General features: G+C 44.5%; 14 protein-coding genes. All 14 read left to right on the forward strand.

Features of this window, described 5'->3' with window-relative positions; translation table 11 throughout:
- Window positions 1–308: 308 nt before the first annotated feature.
- The 14 genes from GJV22_RS19030 (at window position 309) to GJV22_RS19095 (ending at window position 20,957) form a co-directional block, all read left to right on the forward strand.
- Complete coding sequence (locus GJV22_RS19030) at window positions 309–563, forward strand: hypothetical protein (protein WP_205461958.1); 255 nt, start codon at window positions 309–311, stop codon at window positions 561–563.
- Between the two features lie 395 nt (window positions 564–958).
- Window positions 959–1,537, forward strand: coding sequence for an RNA polymerase sigma factor (locus GJV22_RS19035; protein WP_163717601.1), 579 nt, complete (start codon window positions 959–961; stop codon window positions 1,535–1,537).
- 141 nt (window positions 1,538–1,678) lie between these two features.
- Window positions 1,679–2,707, forward strand: a complete 1,029-nt coding sequence (locus GJV22_RS19040; protein ID WP_163717602.1) for a FecR family protein — start codon at window positions 1,679–1,681, stop codon at window positions 2,705–2,707.
- Window positions 2,708–2,824: 117 nt separating this feature from the next.
- Window positions 2,825–6,148, forward strand: coding sequence for a TonB-dependent receptor (locus GJV22_RS19045; protein WP_163717604.1), 3,324 nt, complete (start codon window positions 2,825–2,827; stop codon window positions 6,146–6,148).
- A 12-nt stretch (window positions 6,149–6,160) separates the two neighbouring features.
- Window positions 6,161–7,711 carry a RagB/SusD family nutrient uptake outer membrane protein gene (locus tag GJV22_RS19050; protein ID WP_163717606.1) on the forward strand — a complete coding sequence of 517 codons (1,551 nt, stop codon included), beginning with the start codon at window positions 6,161–6,163 and terminating at the stop codon, window positions 7,709–7,711.
- Window positions 7,712–7,920: 209 nt separating this feature from the next.
- Window positions 7,921–8,898 carry a glycoside hydrolase family 43 protein gene (locus GJV22_RS19055; RefSeq protein ID WP_163717608.1) on the forward strand — a complete coding sequence of 326 codons (978 nt, stop codon included), beginning with the start codon at window positions 7,921–7,923 and terminating at the stop codon, window positions 8,896–8,898.
- Between the two features lie 31 nt (window positions 8,899–8,929).
- Complete coding sequence (locus tag GJV22_RS19060) at window positions 8,930–9,961, forward strand: glycoside hydrolase family 43 protein (protein ID WP_163717610.1); 1,032 nt, start codon at window positions 8,930–8,932, stop codon at window positions 9,959–9,961.
- A gap of 16 nt (window positions 9,962–9,977) precedes the next feature.
- Complete coding sequence (locus tag GJV22_RS19065; protein ID WP_163717612.1) at window positions 9,978–11,750, forward strand: exo-alpha-sialidase; 1,773 nt, start codon at window positions 9,978–9,980, stop codon at window positions 11,748–11,750.
- 43 nt (window positions 11,751–11,793) lie between these two features.
- Window positions 11,794–12,885, forward strand: a complete 1,092-nt coding sequence (locus GJV22_RS19070; protein WP_205461959.1) for a glycoside hydrolase 5 family protein — start codon at window positions 11,794–11,796, stop codon at window positions 12,883–12,885.
- Window positions 12,886–13,036: 151 nt separating this feature from the next.
- On the forward strand, window positions 13,037–15,763 hold the full coding sequence (locus tag GJV22_RS19075; RefSeq protein WP_205461960.1) for a glycoside hydrolase family 78 protein: 2,727 nt from the start codon (window positions 13,037–13,039) through the stop codon (window positions 15,761–15,763).
- 42 nt (window positions 15,764–15,805) lie between these two features.
- On the forward strand, window positions 15,806–16,930 hold the full coding sequence (locus GJV22_RS19080; protein ID WP_163717615.1) for a glycoside hydrolase family 76 protein: 1,125 nt from the start codon (window positions 15,806–15,808) through the stop codon (window positions 16,928–16,930).
- A gap of 562 nt (window positions 16,931–17,492) precedes the next feature.
- The gene (locus GJV22_RS19085; protein WP_163717616.1) at window positions 17,493–19,034 is read left to right on the forward strand and encodes a beta-N-acetylhexosaminidase; all 1,542 of its coding nucleotides are present in this window, start codon (window positions 17,493–17,495) and stop codon (window positions 19,032–19,034) included.
- 147 nt (window positions 19,035–19,181) lie between these two features.
- Window positions 19,182–20,288: a phosphotransferase enzyme family protein gene (locus GJV22_RS19090; protein ID WP_163717618.1), complete on the forward strand. Its 1,107-nt coding sequence runs from the start codon at window positions 19,182–19,184 to the stop codon at window positions 20,286–20,288.
- A gap of 9 nt (window positions 20,289–20,297) precedes the next feature.
- Window positions 20,298–20,957: a carbohydrate-binding family 9-like protein gene (locus tag GJV22_RS19095; RefSeq protein ID WP_163717620.1), complete on the forward strand. Its 660-nt coding sequence runs from the start codon at window positions 20,298–20,300 to the stop codon at window positions 20,955–20,957.
- Window positions 20,958–21,404: the final 447 nt, after the last annotated feature.

Genomic DNA, 21,404 nt, shown 5'->3' on the forward strand with positions numbered 1-21,404 from the left:
TTGGTTGCCGGCACCGTAGAATCCGCCTCTCTCGTGTGAGCATTTATGATTACGTGAAGTCTTATTGAGTCTTGTTTGGAACTGGTTCTTTCCTGAATTTTTTCCTGTTCTCAGCTGATTGACCGTTCGCAAAAATCATACGCAAGGTGCATCCTCAAAATTTGCACTGCCTGGCGATTGAAAGGATTTTCCCGGCATATACTCATTCCAACAAATTGGAACTCTGCGTTATTCCAGTTGCTCCTTGCAATTGCATTTTGCGGGTGCTGTACCAGCCTATCATTTTTTTAACTTCAAATTCAATCATTATGAAAACGTTCAAGAAAAATTACATCGGTAAAGGAACTCAAGTTGAAAACTTCGACATCGTGAGGATCTCGGTAAAGAAATCGGAACTGGACAAGTGCTCCCACGAGTACGAAGGCGAAACTTACGTCACTTTTGAAGTGGCTCGTATGCAACAACCCGACAAATACGGGAAGACCCACACCTGTTATTACCAGTCCAGAGAAGAGGAGGCAGCAGAAGTCCCTCAGAAGACTTCGAAAACGAAGAACTCCTAAAAAGAGAAAGCTTCCTGACAGATAGGCCCGAAAAGCCCTTTTCCTATTTTAGATATTTTTATTCTATTTTTGTATTGGAACAAATGGTAAACAGCCTGTTGTGAGATTTTATAGTCCATCGCAGGCTGCTTTAGTGTTTGCCAACCAGAACAATTTATGGAGATTCTATTCGAAAGGGGAGCTCTTGGTACTGTTACAGGACGATCACTTTTAGAAGTCAACGCTAAATCTTAGGATTGCGGCATGACTCTCTAGCTGCACAATTTTTTGTTGCATATCCAGTGCCATTTCCGAGTTCGGAAGTGGCACTTAATTACGCTTCTGATAATTTAAGTAAAATTGTTCTTCTCATTATTTCTTTAAATTAGCGCTGATTTGGTTCCAGACCGAAAATTATGCAGACGAATCTAAACGAAAACCGACTAATCGATCGACTGAAGAGGGGCGATGCAATTGCTTTTGATACCCTTTTTAAGATTTATGGGCCCAAATTATATTCGTTTGCATTGAAATACCTGAGATCAGAAAGCGAGTCGGAAGAATTGGTACAGGTGGTTTTTGTGAAAATATGGGAAAATCGGAAAGCTTTGAAAACAGACCTGTCGTTCAAATCTTACCTCTTCACAATTGCCTTGAACCAGATCCGAAAATACTTCAATAAACGCGCAATCACTCTAAATTACCTCAATCAGCTCAGCGGTGAAGATTTTGAATCGAACAAGACGGTGGATTCAATCGATTATGCTTCTCTTTTGAAAAGGGTAGATGAAATCGTCGACGGATTTCCGGAGCGCAAAAAGCTGATCTTCCAAAAAAGCAGAAAAGAAGGTAAATCTTCGAAAGAAATAGCGGCCGAATTGGAAATCACGGCTGGTGCAGTCGACAATCAAATTTCGGAATCGTTGAAGATCATTCGTGAGGTGCTTAAAAAAGAAGATTTGGTCCTTCTTTTATTTTTGGCCTTATTCCTATAAAAAAAATAGCTCTTTTTGTTGATAATGAGCTTTTTGGTTTTCTTTTTTATTTTTTTTCAATTTGACCCATGAGATTTTTCTACCTCACGGATATAACATATAGAATGGGAGAACAAGAATATCCTAAAAACACAGGATTATATGGATGACGATTTAAAAAGATTATTACAGAAATACCAAACCGGTAGAATTGCACTGAAAGAAGAACTACGGTTGTCGAGGAGGTTAGCAGATCACCTTGATCAGGAAGCTGGTCATCTTTTAAGTAATGATATTCATGATCATTTTGAAAACTCAGAAGAGGAAATAGAAGACTTGAGTAATGTTTTATCCGAGATTCATCATCGCATCAATATAAACCAATCAGCGGAAAACGCAAAAAAGGTTCATCTGTTTTATCAGGTCATTTCCAAAGTCGCTGCTGTCCTGTTCATCCCGGTTTTGTTGCTTGCTGTTTACCAGTGGTTCAATTCCGGGAGTCATATTGACGGGGATGCATTGGTCGAAATTGTTGCACCAAAGGGAGCGCGAATCACCTTTCAACTTCCTGATGGTACTTGTGGTACATTAAACTCTATGTCAAGTTTGAGCTACTCCCCATCGTTTTCAAACAATCGCAATGTTGTTCTTTCCGGTGAAGCCTATTTTGATGTAGCGAAGGACAAAAACCATCCATTTACCATATCCGCCAACGACAATGAGGTTAAAGTAGTCGGGACAAAATTCTCCTTATCTGCTTATCCTGAGGACAAGGTAACTGAGCTGGTTTTGGAGGAGGGAAAAGTTTTGTTTACGCCATCCCATTCAAACAAGTCGATAGATATCATTCCTGGGCAAAGACTTGTGTGCTCCAATCGCGGGGTTGAACAGTCAAAAGTTGAAACCTGGAAGTACACGGCATGGAAAGATGGTAAGCTCGTGTTTCGGAACGACTCAATGAGCGAGCTTGCCCGTCGTATATCAAGATGGTATAATGTTGATGTTCAGGTCGCTGATCAAGGTTTGGAAGCATATGTATTCCGGGGCGTGTTTGAAAATGATTCGTTGGAAGAGGTTTTACGATTGCTTAAGTTAACCTCACCTATTAATTACCGGATAGTAGACAGGCACCCAAAAACAGACGGAAGTTTTAGCCGAAAACGAGTAATAATAACTAAAAATAACAACTAGCAATATGCATAAAAATTGCAAAAGCCCTTAACAGAAAAAAACAGGCGGGCGCTCCACCGCACACCTGTTTAAACGTGTTAAATATCACTGTAGTTAATAATTTAACGGTCTAAATTTATGAAAAAAAAGTCAGAATCCCGGGCATGGGAAGGCTATGCCCTAAAAAAATGCTTCAAGATTATGAAGGTCTTTTTGTTTATCCTATTTCTGAGTATAGGGCAGCTCCTGGCAGTCGACTCTTACTCACAAAGAACAAAGCTCTCACTTGAACTAAACCATACCGAGTTGCTGCGCGTTCTCGATGAGATTGAAAATCAAACAGATTTCTACTTCCTTTTTAATGAAAAACTGATAGATGTTGATCGGAAGGTCAGTATCAGTGCGAAAGATCAGGATATTCAAACGATTCTTAATCATATATTTGATGATACGAATGTCGATTACCAGGTTGTTGATCGGAAAATCGTTTTGTCTCCCAAAGATGTTTATGAAATTCAGGCGAATAAGGATGTGAAGGGATCGGTTAAAAATTCTGAAGGGGATCCGATCACGGGGGTGACTATTGCCGTAAAAGGAACAACCAGAGGAACGATTACTGATGCCGATGGAAATTTTACACTTGGTGGTGTTAGTCCCGAAACGACGTTGGTTTTTTCATTCGTCGGCATGGAGTCGCAGGAAGTACTTGTCGGTTCCGAAACCGTATTTAATATTGTTATGAAGGAAAGTGCTATTGGGCTGGAAGAAGTTGTTGCCATTGGTTATGGAACAGTGAAAAAGGCAGACCTGACAGGTGCGGTATCAGTTGTAAAAGCGGACGATTTTAAAAACGTAACAGCCTTAAACGTCGGTGATGCAATTCAAGGTTTGGTTGCCGGTGTAAATATTCGTTCAAGTGGTGGCGTCGGAAGTGAACCAACGGTGGAAATTCGCGGTTTAGGTAACTTCACGAACAACAATCCACTTTACATTATCGACGGTTTACCAACTTCAGGTAACCGCGACTTCAACGTCAACGATATTGAGTCTATTCAAGTACTGAAAGATGCTTCTGCTGCTGCAATCTACGGTTCGCGTGCAGCGAACGGTGTGATTATTATCGAGACTAAAAAAGGTTCGGCAGGTGAGATGAAGGTAAACTACACCGGCAAAATCAGTATCGACAATTTGCCGATGATGGATTTAATGGGCCGGGATGAATGGATCGACATTACAACACAAGCCTACGAAACAGCAATTGCTGATGGTGTTCCTGATGTGCATGCTGTTCCGAACTGGATGGATGGCAATACCGACTGGAACGACGCGGTATTTCAAACTGCAATTGTTCAGGATCACAACCTGTCGTTCTCGGGCGGTAGCAAAGATGGCAAGTACCTGGTTTCGACCAACTATTACGACAACCCCGGTACGGTTTACGGAACATCAATGGAGCGATACAGCTTCCGCGTAAACACGGAAGGCAAGAAAGGTATTTTCACGATCGGAGAAAACCTGGCGGTGAGCAACACCTTTGTTGAAAATCAGAACTCCGTCTTCTCCAAGCATATCGATGTGTTGCGGATGTTGCCGATTATCCCGATTTACAACGAAAATAACCCCGGTGGTTACGGATATGGTGATGAAGCAACGGCAAGAACCTTCGGCTCGAACCCAATTGCTACGGAAGATTTGATGTACAACAGCGATGAAAACCTGCGCTTGCGAGGCAATCTTTATGCAACGCTGGACATTATTGACGGCTTGCAGTACAAAGTGAATTTGGGCTACGAAACGAGTCGCGACAATCACAAGTGGTTGCGCAAGGTCGGTAACTTTACGCTGAACCAACCTTACGAGCCATCAACGCGTTATGAGAATAAGGCCAAGTACGAGAATAAGTTGATTGAAAATACGCTGACCTACCAAAAACAGTTTGGCAAACATGATATCAACACCGTGGTCGGTAATTCCTATCAAAATACCTACTACGAAATGATAGGCGCTCAAAAGAAAAACCTGGTGCAGGTGGGCGATCACTATTTCGATGTGATTGACGCCGGAACAACCGACCCGAATGCCTGGGGAAATATCGGAGAGTCTTCCTTGATCTCTTATTTTGGGCGTTTGAATTATACTTTCGATGAAAAGTATTTGCTGAGCGCAACTTTTCGCGAGGACGGTTCCTCAAAATTTGCTCCGGGAAATAAGTGGGGATTCTTCCCTTCAGTCTCAGCTGGTTGGAGAATTAGTAAAGAGAACTTCTTTAATGTTTCATGGATCAATGATTTAAAGTTGCGCTACAGCCACGGTACATTAGGTAACGTCAATATTGGTAACTGGGACTATGTTGCTGTTATGAATTCGTTCCCGATCGCCGTATTTGGGCAAGACCAGCATTTAAATCCGGGGATGACCCAAATAAAACTGGTGAACCGCGACTTGAAATGGGAAGAACAGACACAGGAGAACTTTGGTCTTGACATCGCAGTGCTCGACAACAAACTGCAATTCAGCGCTGAATACTTTGTTTCGACAACGAAGGATGTGTTAACACCCATGCAGATTTTGATGACGACCGGTAACGACGGTGGAAATCCGCCAGTAAATGCAGCCAGTCTTCGTAATAAAGGTATCGAGTTAACAGGACAATGGAGAGATAAAAAAGGTGATGTGTCGTATTCGATTGGCGGTACATTTACCCGCTTGAGAAACGAAGTGCTGGAATTCGGATACGGTAAAGTTGAACAATACACCTGGATTACAAAAACAGAGATCGGTGAGCCGCTGGCTATGTTTTACACGATTAAAACAGACGGACTTTTCCAAAGTCAGGAAGAAGTGTTGGCACACACCAATTCTGCCGGAACAGTTATTCAGCCCAATGCAAAGCCTGGCGATATTCGCTATGTGGATGTGAACGACGACGGCCAAATTAATAATGAAGACCGCACGATCACAGGTAATCCATGGCCTAAATTCGAAATTGGCCTGAACGGACAAGTGTCTTACAAAAATTTCGATTTCAGCTTTGCCGGATTTGGTTCTTTCGGACAAGACGTGTTCAACGGAGCTGCCAGCTGGATGGGCGGATTCTCAGATAACACCAACCACTTGTCTGGTTACAGAGGGTGGACAGCCGAAAATCCGAACACGAGCAACCCGCGTGTAATTTACGCCGATAACCGCAATGCCCGCGGCGATCAGGATCGCTGGATTGAGAAAGGTTCTTACTTTAAAATCAGACAGATGACTTTAGGATACACGTTTGATATTCCGAAGTTGAAACAAGTTTTCGATAACCTGCGTGTCTCTGTAACGGGACAAAACCTGGTTACATTTACGAACTACAGTGGACTCGATCCCGAGTTTAAATCACCGGATATTTGGGTTAAAGGACAGGACGATGCAGCCTATCCGTCACCAAAGTCTGTTGTATTCTCACTTTCATTTCAATTCTAAACCCGGATCATTATGAAAAAGATATTAATATATAGTTTATTGGCGGTGATACTCTCACTGGCCTCCTGTAACGAGGATCTAATCGATATTCCGAACCCAAACTTTCCAACAACCGATACCTTTTGGAAATCACCTGATGATGCGCAGCTCGGCCTGGATGCTGTTTACACCATGTTCTACAAGCCCGGAAGCTGGACGCGCTGGATTTATTTCCGCTACGATCTGACCTCTGACGAAGGCTACAGCCAAAGTCCCTGGAACGAGTTGAAAGAATGGACTCGATTTATTTATTTCAATTATAATTTTTGGGAAGGTAATGCCTGGATGTGGCGCGATCACTACAAAGCTATTTTCCGTTGTAACCAGGTATTGGATTTTGTTCCGGAAATTGAGTTCGACAATCAAACGGATAAGGATCGAATTTTGGCACAGGCAAAATTTCTGCGCGCGTTTTACTATTATAATCTGGCGTTGATGTTCGATAATGTGCCGCTGGTACTGAATGCTTCAAACCCGGATGACACACCTGAACAAAAAACCGAAGCAGAGGTATTTGCGCAAATTAAACTTGACTTGCAAGATGCCGTCGCTTCTCTGCCTGACCAATGGGATTCGAACAACTTTGGACGTCCGACCAAAGGAGCTGCCTTGGCATTATTGGGAAAAGTACATATGCAACTGCACGAGTGGCAGGCGGCTAAAGATGCGCTTTCGTGGTTGGTTGAAGGAGCTGGTGCCGGTTACTATGATTTGGTGCCAAATTACAAGGACAATTTTAAGCATACCACCGAGAATAATGTAGAATCGGTTTTCGAAATTCAGTTTTCAGATGTGAATCCTTCTGGTGATGGTGATGAACCAAATCAGAATGTGGGATCGAACCGGGCACAGTTTTTCGCTCCGCGCGGTATCGGCTGGTGCGATGGTCAACCTCGCAGATGGCTTGTTGACGAGTATAAAAAAGAAGCTACTGTCGATGGCGAAATCGATCCGCGATTGAGAGCAAGTCTTTTCTATCCTGAAATTCAAACAGACTACTCGGATGAAAAAATCTACGGACGCGACTGGCAAGCCGGTTGGGGAACCGATTGCTTCTTCCGCAAATACCAGGGCGACTATTATCGAGACCACGAGGACTACTATTCGCCGATCAACTTCCGCGTGATTCGTTATGCCGATGTGCTGTTACTTTATGCTGAATGTTTGACCGAACTTGCCAGCGGTACTCCTCCGGCATTCGCTGTTGAATGTGTCGATCGCGTGAGAGAGCGTGTCAACCTGCCAAAATTGGAGAACAGTACGTTGTACGCTTCAACTGTTACATCGAAAGACGCGTTCCTGAAACGTCTGCAAATGGAGCGTTCGCTGGAACTTTGTTTGGAAGGCGTTCGCTGGGCTGACCTGAAGCGTTGGAACCTCTGGGAAACACCCCAAGGATTGAACGAATTGATTGGACGCGACCCTGACTTCAGCAATTTTGTTGTTGGTAAATCAAGTAGATTGCCTATTCCTCAGTCTGAAGTGGATAACAACCCGAACCTGGATCAAAATCCGATGTACTAGTTGTTATTTCTATATCAAAGGCTGTGCTGTACATATGCGATGAATTCCTGGGATGACCATTGAGTTGATCTGGAATACATTGAGGCTGCAGTACAGCCTTTAAAACTAAAATCAAGACAAAAGCAGTCGATTTCTGCTCAAATGAGTGTGTGTTTTTGTCGGTTAAATGGTATTACTGTAAAATGACAAATCTTATAACCCATAGACCCATGCATCTATTTCTTCAGATAGCCCTGTTTCTTTCGATTTTCGCCTGCAGCAAGTCTTCGGACGATGGAGCAATTGTCGATGACAAGCCGAATCCCGTGACCTTTGGTGATCCTTTCATTCTGGAGCATGACGGAACCTTTTACATGTATGGAACATCGAATGCTGAAATCGGAATTCAAGTTTTCCAATCTACTGATTTGAAACATTGGAGTGGACCAGCCGGAGAACGATATGGTTATGCACTTTACCGCGACGACGTTTGGGGTAACTATGGCTTTTGGGCACCTGAAATTTATGAATTAGATAACCGTTTTTACATGTTTTTCTCGGTGCAGGAACACATTGCAGTTGCTGTTAGCGACAGTCCGCTAGGGCCGTTTGTTCAGGAAAACAAAACACCGCTGCTTGCAACGAAAGCTATCGATACTCATTTGTTCGTCGACGACGATGGTCGTAAATACCTTTACTACGTTGCCTTTACTAATGGTAATGTGATCTGGATGTGCGAAATGAATGACGACTATTTGTCGATCAAGGAAAATACAATTCAGGAATGTTTTGGTGTTAGTCAGCCTTGGGAAAACAGTCAGAAAGAGCCGGTTGCTAAAGTAACGGAAGGTCCATATATCCTGAAACACAACGGACTTTACTACCTTGTTTATTCGGCTAACCATTTTGCCAGCCCCGACTACGGTATTGGCTACGCAACGGCACCTTCGCCAACCGGACCGTGGACGAAATATGAGGGAAATCCGATTGTTGCATCAGATAGTGATATTGTAGGAACCGGGCATTGTGCCTTTTTCACCGATTTGGAAGGAAACCTGAATGTGGTGTACCATTCCCATTATAGCAAGACCAGCGTACAACCCCGTTTGGTACACATCAACCAATGTCGTTTTGTGACCAATCCGAATGGCGGTCCGGATATTCTGGAAATCGTTGCTCCGAGGATTGATCCAGTCTTGGAAGACTAAACTTTCCGCATAAACTAACAAACCAACACCAATGAAATCTAATAAAATCAAAATATTCCTTTACGCAGCTTTACTGCTGTTTGCTTATTCCAGGGTGCGGGCACAGCAACCCGATCCGCCGGGACAAGTGGATAATCCGGAGGAGGCAGTGAACCAGGCCTACCTTTTTGCACACATGATCCATGAAGACTACGGGCGGTTGTATTACACGGTAAGTCTGGATGGTTTGCACTGGCACGCACTCAACAACATGAAGCGGGTGTTTGAGGACTACAAAGGGCACCCGGATATTTGCAAAGGCCACGATGGAAGATATTATATTGTTGGTAACAGAAGCGACGCTTCACCGGATATCAACATCTGGGTTTCCGATGATCTGATCAGTTGGGAACTGTACAACACGTTTACCCCGGATTTGAGGAGTACTCCTGACTATTCGTATGCACTGCAGCGAATTGGGGCCCCCAAGCTTTATTTCGACGAAGACTCAAAACAATACGTGCTCACCTGGCACACGCCGCATAAAGAAGGAGGCGAGACGTATTGGGCCAGCCAACGTACCTTGTATGTTCTGTCCAAGGATTTGAAAACATTTTCCGACCACCCAACCCGTTTATTCGATTGGGACATGGGAACGATTGATGTCTTTATCCGCAAGATAGGGGAGAGCTACTATGCAATTCTGAAAGATGAAACTTACCCGACGCTTTACTGGACGACCGGGAAGACCATCCGCATTGCGAAAGCGCCTTCCTTGCTCGGACCGTATTCCGAACCGGGACCTTCGATCAGTCCGAATTTTCGCGAAGCTCCCATGCTCATACCATCTCCCGACGGAAAGATTTGGTACATGTACTACGAGCAGTACCCGGGAGTTTCCTACGGGCTTTCTATTGCTGACAATATGAACGGCCCGTGGTTCCAGGCTTCTGGCTACACGTTCTACAGCGATTGGGATAAGTACAGTTTGCCGGAGAAAGTGCGTCACGGTTGTATGATTACGATCTCGAGGACTGAGTATGACAAGTTGGTCGAGCATTTCGGAATAGAAGAAGAGGATTAATGCAATTGACAATTAAATGATTCAAACAGGATATAAAAAACATAAAACGAGATTGTTGACGGTGCTGCTCGGCTGCTTTGTCAGCCTGTCGTCCTCTTGTTCGTCCGGTGGCGGTGATGATTCTGTGCCAAAATCGGAACCAGCCTTCCAAGAAAATATCGATGGTATCCGAATTGCCTGGGATTACAGTTCGAGGGTGAAAATTGCACCGGCCAGCGATCAATCACCCGGTTATTACGGATACGCGAGGATGAGAGAATTACACGACGGTCGCTTGGCCTGTGTATACGAAACATCGTTTGGTAATATCGAGCTGGTCATCAGCGACGACAAAGGAGCCAGTTGGGGCCAGCGCCAGACTGTGTTTGCTAACGAAAATAACATTGCCATGGCCGTGCCCGATCTGATTGAGTTGAGCGATCATTCGTTGTTGGTCGCTTGTAATCCGCGTCCGCGACAACCGTATTCGGATGACCGGAAATTTGGAATCAAAGTACGCAAAAGTCCGGATGGCGGTGAAACTTGGACTGAGGAACAAGAGATTTACCAGGCACAGTCGATTTTTGAAGATGGATGTTGGGAACCTTCGTTCGTGCAGCTGCCGAGTGGCGAAGTCCAGCTATTCTTTGCAAACGAAGGTGTTTTTACCAGCAGCTCGGAGCAAAATATTTCAATGTTTCGATCACTCGATAACGGTGACAGTTGGACTGCAGAACCTGTTGTGGTCGGATTTCGGCAAGGACGACGTGACGGAATGCCTGTGCCTCTTCTTTTAGAAGATAAAAGTGAAATACTGATTGCAGTCGAAGACAATAAAGTTGGCGAATTCAAGCCTGCGATTTATAGGGAGAAGGTGGCGAACAATTGGAGTGATGGATTCATTTCTGCTGATGATTCGCGCAGATCGTATCACCCGTTGAGCGATCGTCTTTCTGATCACATCTATGCTGGCGCTCCATATTTGGCTCGCCTGGAAACGGGAGAAGTGTTGCTTTCCTATCAAACCACACAAAACCGGAGCAATCAATGGGATTTGTCTTCAATGGCGGTGGAAATAGGAGATGAGAGCGGTTTGCTCTTTGGCAACAGAACCATCCCATTCGATGTTCTCATTACCCGGAGAGGACTGTGGAATTCGCTTGCGGTAATCGACAGTAATACGCCGGTCGCCATAACGTCTACCGATGCCTGGTCTACCAATTCTGTTCAGGTTTGGATGATCAAAGGGCATGTCATTCCTGAGTATACAATTCAGCAGGGAACGGCAACAGTGGACGGTCAGTTGGATGATGCTTGTTGGTATGGCGAATGGCCGTACTTTGAGGGGCATAAAGGTGTTTCCCGAATGTACGCTACATTAAGTAAGGATCAAACGAACCTGTATTTGGCGGGTCGGATTGAAGAAGCCGACTTTGCTTCATCGGGTACAAATGAGATTGTTCTCCATATTGATACCGAACGGAAGGGCTATGAAAAGCCTCACCAGGGAATTTTTGCGATACATTGCCCGACTGACGGAGCTATTTCGATCGAGGAAGGATCGTTCGGCGAATGGAAGTCGATCGAGAGTGTTTCTGGTGTTGATTATAAAGTGGCTCAATCCGGCAGCAGCTATTTCCTGGAATTGGCAATCCCCTTGAGTGTATTTCACTCTGAATTCACGACTGGCAAGAATATGGGGATCAACTTTCAGCTAAATTATAGATCGAAAAGCGGTTCCCTAATTCAGGAATCGATGGCAACAGACGAACCTGGAAAACCATATAGTTGGAGCCCTCTAATATTTTAAAATTTGAGTGTAACAAAATATTTACCTAATGCACATGAACAACATGAATAAAAAAATCTACCTAGGTATAGTCGTACTAATGATGGCTTTTACGGCTTGCCAAAATTCACCAAAGAAGACACAGGAGGAAGCGGAACCAGTGACAAAAATCTGGACCAAAGAACAGGCTCAAGCCTGGCAAGATGAAAATGGCTGGCTTCGCGGTTCTAACTTCAATCCCAGTACCGCCATTAACCAGTTGGAAACTTGGCAAGCTGAAACTTTTGACACTGCGACGATCAATCGCGAGTTAGGCTGGGCTGAGAACATTGGTATGAACTGCATGCGTGTTTACCTCCATCACGTTGCCTGGGAGGTTGACAAGGATGGCTTCAAAGGGCGGATGAATAAATATATGGATATTGCTGATAGTCATGGTGTCAAAACCATTTTTGTGTTTTTCGACGATTGCTGGAATGCAACTTACCACGCCGGCAAACAACCCGATCCTAAGCCAGGCGTGCACAACTCCGGCTGGGTTCGTGATCCGGGCGATTTGCTTTACGAAGATTCTACTTTGGTAGACGAGTTGGAAGTTTATGTGAAGGATATCCTGACTACCTTCAAAGACGACAAACGTATCGCGCTTTGGGATTTGTACAACGAGCCGGGCAACTCGCACTATGGAAACCGTTCAATGCCGTTGTTGAAAAAAGTGTTCGAATGGGGATGGGAAGTGCGTCCGTCTCAACCCTTGTCTGCTGGCGTTTGGAATCTCTCTTTGTCTGATTTGAATAAATTCCAGGTGGAGAATTCTGACATCATAACATATCACAACTACGAAGAGCCGGAAAAACACAAGGCAGCAATCGATACGTTGAAGTTATACGGTCGTCCGCTGGTGTGTACCGAGTACATGGCTCGCCGCAACAACAGCTTATTCACCAACATTATGCCTATTCTGAAGAAAGAGCATATTGGCGCCATTAACTGGGGATTGGTAGCTGGGAAGTCCAACACTAAATATGCTTGGGATGAGCCAATTCCGGATGGATCAGAACCACCACTTTGGTTTCATGAAATTTTCCACCCGGACGGTACGACATACAAACAAGAGGAAGTTGATTTAATTAAGAGTCTTACACTTGGAGAATAATATTGAAAAAAATAGAGTATCGCACTGAAACGTGCTTTAAAACCTCTGTTGCTGCATGTATCTCGCCGGATGTGAAAGGTGAAGTACATGCAGTTTTTTAGCTGAGAACAACTGCCTTCATACATTCAAAAACAAAATCAAATACAGCCAAATGAAAATTACCAAACTTTGGACGATGCAATACCTCCTCGTCCTCCTGCTTGCCGGATTCGCCATACCAGCAATGGCAAAAACAGAAGTTTCGGGCCTGGTTTGTGAATACCACAACACCCCAATTGGCCTCGATGTTCAGAAACCGCGCTTGAGCTGGCAACTCCAGTCAGACGATACAGATGTGATGCAAACAGCTTATGAGATTCGGGTAACCGACGGCAGTGCGAAAGGCAGTCTGCTATGGACCTCGGGAAAAGTTAATTCCGATCAATCGGTCAACCTTGTTTATGAAGGACCTGAATTAAAATCGACCCAGCGCATTTACTGGCAGGTTCGGGTCTGGGACCAAAAAGGAAAAGCAAGCTCGTGGAGTAATGCGGCTTTCTGGGAGATGGGGTTGTTATCTCCCGCAGAGTGGATGGCGTCCTGGATTACGGATGCGAAGGATAAAGGGGATGCTGTCGAAAGGCCAAGTCCATATCTGCGCAAGGAATTTGCGGCAGCGAAAAAGGTCAAATCGGCACGAGTATATGTTACCGCATTAGGCTTATACGAACTATATCTGAACGGGCAAAAAGTGAGCGCCGATCTTTTCACTCCCGGATGGACCAGTTATAACAAACGGCTGCAATATCAGACCTATGATGTAACCGACTTGCTTCAAGTGCAGAATGCAATAGGGGCGATTTTGGGAGACGGATGGTACCGGGGCAACATTGCCTGGAAAGGGAATAACTATTTTGGCGATCAGCTTGGCCTTTTGTGCGAACTGCGTATTGAATACACTGATGGGACGAGTGAGATCGTAAAATCGGATGATAGCTGGAAAGTGGCTACAGGTCCGATCGTTTTATCGGATATCTATAACGGCGAAATTTATGATGCAGGTTTGGAAATGTCTGGTTGGGCAAGTTCCGAATATGACGATACAAAATGGAAACAAGCAGCGGTATTGGAACACACCAAGGAAACTTTAATAGCACCGCAAGGTGAGCCGGTGACGGTTTGCGACGAAATAACTCCTCAAAAGCTGATTACGACTCCAAAAGGAGAGCTTGTTTTTGATATGGGACAGAATCTGGTCGGCTGGGTGCAATTGAAAGCAGAAGGTGCGAAAGGCGATACGATTACCTTGAAATTTGCCGAAGTGTTGGACAAGGACGGTAACTTTTACACTGAAAACCTAAGGGCAGCGAAAGCCACGGATAAATTTATTTTGAAAGGTGAAGGGGAGGAAAGCTTTGAGCCGCATTTTACCTTTCACGGTTTTCGTTACGTGCAGCTGATTGGTTACAAGAAAGAGCCTGAATTGAGCATGATAACCGGCAAAGTCATTCATTCAGACATGAAATCAAGCGGTTCATTTAGTTGCTCCAACCCGCTGATTGACCAATTGCAGCACAACATTCAATGGGGGCAAAAAGGTAATTTTCTGGATGTGCCGACCGATTGCCCGCAGCGTGATGAGCGATTGGGCTGGACCGGCGATGCGCAGGTTTTTAGTATGACCGCTGCCTTTAACTACAATGTGGCCTCTTTCTTCACGAAATGGTTGGGCGATGTTGCAGCTGATCAGCTTCCTACTGGAGCGGTTCCGCATGTGATTCCGGATGTTTTGAACGGGGAGGGAGGCTCAACTGCTTGGGCGGATGTGTCAACCGTGATTCCCTGGAACATGTATTTGGTTTACGGCGACAAGCGAATTCTGAAAAGACAGTACGCGAGCATGAAGGCTTGGGTTGATTATATGCACAAGATGGCTGGTGGCGATAATTTGTGGACAGAGAGCTGGCATTTTGGCGATTGGCTGGCTTTCGCCACAACAAATTCAGACTACCCCGGAGCCACTACAGAGAAAGACCTTATTGCGACAGCTTACTATTCTTATTCGTCGGGAATGTTGGCAAAGGCAGCACGAATTCTTGGAAAGGATGAAGATGCTGCAAAATATCAAAAACTGTCAGATGATATAAAATCAGCTTTTGTACAGGAATACGTGACTCCGCACGGACGTTTGGTTTCGCATACTCAGACCGCTTATTCTTTGGCGCTGTCCTTCGATCTTTTACCAGATGAATTAATTCCGAAAGCGGCCGCTTATTTGGCGCAGGATATCAAGAATTTTGGGCACCTGACAACCGGTTTCGTAGGTACACCACTGCTTTGCAAATCGTTGTCGGATAATGGGTATCCCGATCTGGCTTTTATGTTGCTGAACCGAAAAGAATACCCGTCGTGGTTGTACCCGGTTACGCAGGGGGCGACCACTATCTGGGAACGTTGGGACGGTCAAAAGACTGACGGAACTTTTCAGGATGTTGGGATGAACAGCTTTAACCATTATGCCTACGGAGCCATTGGCGAGTGGCTTTACAGCTATGTGGCGGGTATCAATGTCGACCCGCAAAATCCCGGCTACAAGCATATTATTTTTAGCCCGCATGTGGGAGGGGAGTTGACAAAAGCTTCGGCCGAATATGATTCGATGTATGGTAAAATCAAATCAGCATGGAGAATCGAAGGTCAGGATCTGGTTTACGCTGTTTCAATTCCCGCTAACACAACAGCAACCGTCGTTCTGCCTGACGCCAAATCAGAGCAGTTGCTTGTAAACTCGAAGCCGGTGGACGACAAGTTTCGAACCAGGATTGAGCCGCAAAATGATCAGCTACAAATTCAATTGGGATCAGGTAGTTATTTGTTTCGGTATCCTGTTTCAGAGTAGTTTTAGGACAGTTGCTTTAAATAGTATTTATAATTTGAATTCATGAAGTACATGTTTGTATTGCTGATCTTCTGTGTTTCATTAAGTCCGGTATATGCGGGAAGCAAAGACAGCAGGAAAAAGGTAAAGGGGGTCACATCCCGGAACGCAACAGCTGCACTGGATGCTTTCAATCAGGTATTTTACAACAAAGACACTAGAGTTTACAACGCCCTGTCGGACAGACCAGGTCGTGCTGCCATTTGGACCCAGGCGATTTATTGGGATATGATTATGAATGCCTATAAGCGTACAAAAGATCCCCACTATTCAAAGTTGATGCAGGAAATTTACCAGGGAGCTTGTGGGCAGTACGATAACTTTAACTGGAACAATACAACGGAATGGTTTATATACGACGACATTATGTGGTGGATTATTTCGCTATGCCGGGCGCATGTTATAACTGGAGATGAGCATTATCTGGAACTCGCGGTATCCGGTTTCGACCGGGTTTGGTACGGTTCAGAGGGCGTTGATGAGCGTGGATCGTATGACAAAGAGCAAGGCGGAATGCGATGGGGCTGGAAACGGGATGAGTGGAAAGGCAAGATGTCTTGTATTAATTATCCCACGGTAATTGCAGCGGGGCTTTTGTACCAGATCACGCAGAAGGAAGATTACCTGGACAAGGCGAAAGAGATTTACACTTGGGCGAATGAAAATTTGCTCAATAAATCGAACGGGGCTGTGGCTGATTCGAAGCATGGCGACGGCGAGCCACACTGGAAAATGCATTTGTACAACCAGGCAACTTCTATCGGGTCGGGAGTTATTCTGTATAAAATCAGCGGAGAAAGTTCCTTCTTGGATAATGCAAAACTAGCTGCCGACTATGTGAAAAACGAAATGTGCGATGAGCACGGTTTTCTGCCTTTCGAAAACGGGATCGAGCAAGGTGTGTATGCGGCAATTTTTGCGCAGTACATCTCCGAACTGATTGATTGCGATCAGCCGCAATATTTGGATTGGATGCGAAAGAACATCAACCACGGCTGGCAGAATCGTGATAAGGCGCGAAATCTCACTTTTAAGGATTTCGGCAATCCGTGTCCAACAGGGGCAATTGAAGTTTATGACGCGAGTGCTTGTCCGGCACTGATGCAGGTTCTTGCTCCTGCGAAATAGAGACTGTTTGAAAATTATTAGTTCATAATTAGAAAAAATGACAAAAATATCATTTTCGTGGATGCTTCTCATCCTGTTAACAATCAACGGATTTTCACAGACGAAGAAATCGGCTTTGTCGAACTCTATTCGACCGCCAGCTGTCAGTTAATCACCATTAATGTAAAGATCGCTTCGAGTCAAATGGATGTAGGGGCGCAAATGGGAAATGGTAACAACGCTGCAGTCATTTGTTGACGCAAGGCTAATCTGTAAATCTTTCTCATGTCTTGTTTTAGTGGGGCTCTCAACTCTCAATTAACATGTGATTCGAATTCCACATTCAGATTTTGAATTTTCCAATGTTTGATCTATTTTAAACGCTTTTCGTACTCAAAAAACTACAGCGCCTGCGATACTCAAATTATCAGTTATTTATCGCTTCTCGGAGTAGCCAAGGGAAGCCTTGTTAATCGGAACATATTTCTGAGGCGTTCTGTTTTTTTTTTGTACTGCAAAAGATTTTAAACTTTAGGATGTAATTATAGATTGCTGGCAAAATACATTTATTAAATTTTTTTATATGAGATTGAGATCACAGTTTATGCTCCTGGGAGTATTTTTATTAATGTTTGGAGCCTGTACTGAAAAAGTCCAGACCGACCTTGCCAAAACAGCTTTTATTCCGAAACCCGTTAGTGTTACGGCAACTGGTCGCGCGTTTGATATAAATAGTTCATCGACCGTTTTCGTTCATGAGGGAGCAGATCACCTGGTGAATTCTGCAAAGTTCCTTGCTGATGCAATTGGTCATTTAACCGGTTCTTCTGTAGCAGTCGAAACAGTTTCTGATGCACCTGCAAAGGGGATCTATCTTTCGCTGACTGCTGACGATAAAATCCCGGCTGAAGGCTACAAGCTCTCGATCGGTGAAAAATTAATTTCGATTGAGGGAGGTGATGAAGCGGGTTGTTTTTACGGAATTCAAACCTTGCTGCAAACCCTGCCTGCAACGATTACTCCCGGAGAAAAGTTAATTGTTCCAACCGGTGCAGTCAGCGATGCCCCGGTGTACAGTTACCGTGGCGTGATGCTTGATGTGGCTCGTCATTTCTTCTCTGTTAAAGATGTTAAGCGGTTTATCGATTTTCTGGCAGAATACAAAATGAATACGCTCCACATGCACTTGACTGATGATCAGGGCTGGAGAATAGAAATCAAATCGTGGCCAAAGCTGATCGAAGTAGGTGGTAGTACCGAAGTAGGTGGAGGCAAAGGCGGTTTTTATACGCAGGAACAATATAAAGATATTGTGGCTTATGCAGCGGAACACTTTATCACCATTGTCCCGGAGGTGGATATGCCCGGGCATACCAATGCAGCGTTGGCTTCATATGCGGAGTTGAATGCGGATGGAAAGGCCAGAGATCTCTATACCGGGATTGATGTCGGTTTCAGCACGTTCGATGCGCATAAAGAAGTTACTTACAAGTTCATCGACGATGTGGTTCGCGAGGTGTCTGCTCTTTCGCCTGGCCCTTACTTTCACCTTGGTGGCGATGAGTCGCATGCAACGAAGCACGATGACTACGTGTATTTTGTGAATCGGGTTCAAGGTATTGTACAAAAATACGGAAAGCAAATTATTGGTTGGGACGAAATTGCCAATGCGGATATGGTTAAAGGTGCTGCAGTTCAGTTTTGGGCTGATGCTGAGAACACTTCACTGGGATTGGAAAAAGGCGCAAAAGTGTTGGTGTCGCCGGCAAGTCGGGCTTACATGGATATGAAATACGACACAACAACCGTACTGGGGCTGAAATGGGCTGGAACCATTGAAGTGGATCATGCCTATGATTGGCAGCCCGACACGGTTGTGGCGAAACTTACAAAAGAACAAGTATTGGGTGTTGAAGCCCCGCTGTGGAGCGAAACAATTACCAATCTGAATGAACTGGAATACATGGTTTTCCCTCGACTCCCTGGATATGCCGAAATTGGCTGGACCAAAAACGAAGACCGCAATTGGGACGAATACAAGGTTCGATTGAGTAAGTTTGGTAAGCGATTCGAAGCGCAGGGAGTTAACTTTTACCGCTCGCCTTTGGTTCCGTGGGAAGAATAGTTGCGACACTTTATTAAAAGGCTTGCTTTGAAATGAGAAGCCTTTTGCAGCGTGTGCGGATTTCTACAAGGTGAAACCTTTCGGATCTCTACATGTTTTTTACGGTATTCAGAGCAAACACTATATTTACGAAATTGAGATACAACTATGTCAAAAGATGAAGTTACGTTGGGGGAGATTATAGCAAATTTTAAGATTACCGGTGAAGTCAATAAGATCGAACAATTTGGAGATGGTTTGATTAATCAAACCTATTTCGTAGAGACCAAGGGAAGTAGCAATCCTAACTACATCCTTCAAAATAAGAATACGAATATTTTTAAAGACATTCCCGGCATGATGAGCAACATCAAAAGGGTGACGGCTCACATCAAATCTAAAGTAGAGCAGGCCGGTGGCGATCCGGAGCGGGAAGCGATGACGGTCATCGAATCGAAATCGGGGGTACCCTTTTACAAAGACGAACAAGGAAATTTCTGGACCTTGTACCTGTTTATTGCAGACACACAAACCTACGAAAGTGCTGATACGCCCGAAGCGGCTTACGCCGGAGGAAAAGGGATTGGTAAGTTTCAGCGCATGCTTTCGGATATGGAAGGGGAACTGACGGATATTCTGCCGGGCTTCCACAACATTCGCTACCGTTTTCAACAGTGGGATGAGGTTGTTCGGAAAGATCCGGTTGGACGTAAAAAAGAGCTTTCGGCAGAAATTGATTGGATTGAAAGCCGGAGAGGCGAGATGATGGGTTTCTGGAAGCTCGTCGAGTCGGGAGAAATTCCGACTAGGGTGACGCACAACGACACGAAGATTAACAACATTCTTTTCGATCAAAAAGGCGATGTGCTTTGCGTCATCGATCTGGACACGGTTTTGTCGAGCACGGTGTTGAATGATTTTGGCGATGCTATCCGCTCATACACCAATACGGGGCTGGAAGATGATCCCGACTTGTCGAAAGTTAGCATGGACATGCAAATTTTTGAGGGCTTTACCAAAGGTTACGTGTCGGAGGCAAAGGCTTTTCTAACGGAGTCTGAAAAACGGTACCTGGCGTTTTCTGCAAAGTTTATTACCTACGAGCAGGTGTTGCGGTTTTTAATGGATTACATTGACGGCGACAACTATTATAAAGTGACATACGAGGATCATAACCTGGTGCGGACTCGAGCGCAATACCATTTGTTACAGAGTATTGAAGCGCAGATGGATGCGATGAATGCGATCGTTAAGGAAAGTTGTTCGACCATTTAAGACCGAGATATGGAATACAATGTCAAAAAAATACACAGCCCGCTAACGGTTGATGGTGATTGGAATAAAGATGTTTGGCAACAAACTGAAAGCCTGTCGCTCAATTATCATATGGGTGATATCCTCAAGTTTAGGCCAACAGTGGAGGCAAAACTGTTGTACGACTCAACGAGTTTGTATGTGATCTTCAAGGTGGATGATCAGTTTGTGAAGTGCAGGACAACCGAGCTCAACGGCACAGTTTGGACTGATTCCTGCGTAGAGTTCTTTTTCGCTCCAAATCTGACGGCTCCGGAACGCTATTTCAACCTGGAAATTAATTGTGGTGGGACTCCGCTTATGTTTTACAACGTGGTTCCGCGCAAAGATTTTACCGTTGTCGACGTCGAACACTTGACAAAGTTGGAAATCGCGCATTCTCTTCCCAAGTGCATTGAAGAGGAAATGACAGAACCGGTTCAATGGACGCTCGAATACCGTTTGCCGCTGGATTTAATCGCGCGTTATGCCGAATTAGAGCAGCCTCGAAGCGGTGTTGTCTGGAATGCCAACTTCTATAAGATTGCCGATGATACATCAAACCCGCATTACCTCACCTGGAACCCGGTGCAAAAGGCAGAGCCTGACTTTCATTTGCCGGAATTTTTTGGGAAGCTAATGTTTCAATAGGCGGAGTTTCCTCGCAATACAATTCATTGATTGGAGAAACTCTAAACCGGGAACATTCTGTTTTGAATCTTATTGATGTAGTAAGTGGATTTTGGGATCACTCCAATTAGCAGAAAAACTTGATGGCCGTGGAGAAGATCATCGTGGATACGATTGAGTTTGCAAAAGAAAATATAGAAGCATCTATTTAATATGGCGAGTTGGGATTGATGAGAAATAAACTTGCTTTTGTGGCGCTGTCACTGAGAATCAAAGAGTATATGAACTTGTTGGGTGCTGAAATTATATTGAAGCTGGGCGAGTTAAGAGGAAATAGTGACATATCAACTACTTTTTTTAAGCCAAGTGATTAATTTATTCTTTTTTATTTCCACCCGAAGATTGTAAACGATCTTTCAATAGTAATTGAGAATTATATATATACAGACACAGGCAAAATAGAACGTT

The sequence above is a fragment of the Mangrovibacterium lignilyticum genome, from assembly GCF_010882175.1.
Lineage (GTDB): Bacteria > Bacteroidota > Bacteroidia > Bacteroidales > Prolixibacteraceae > Mangrovibacterium > Mangrovibacterium lignilyticum.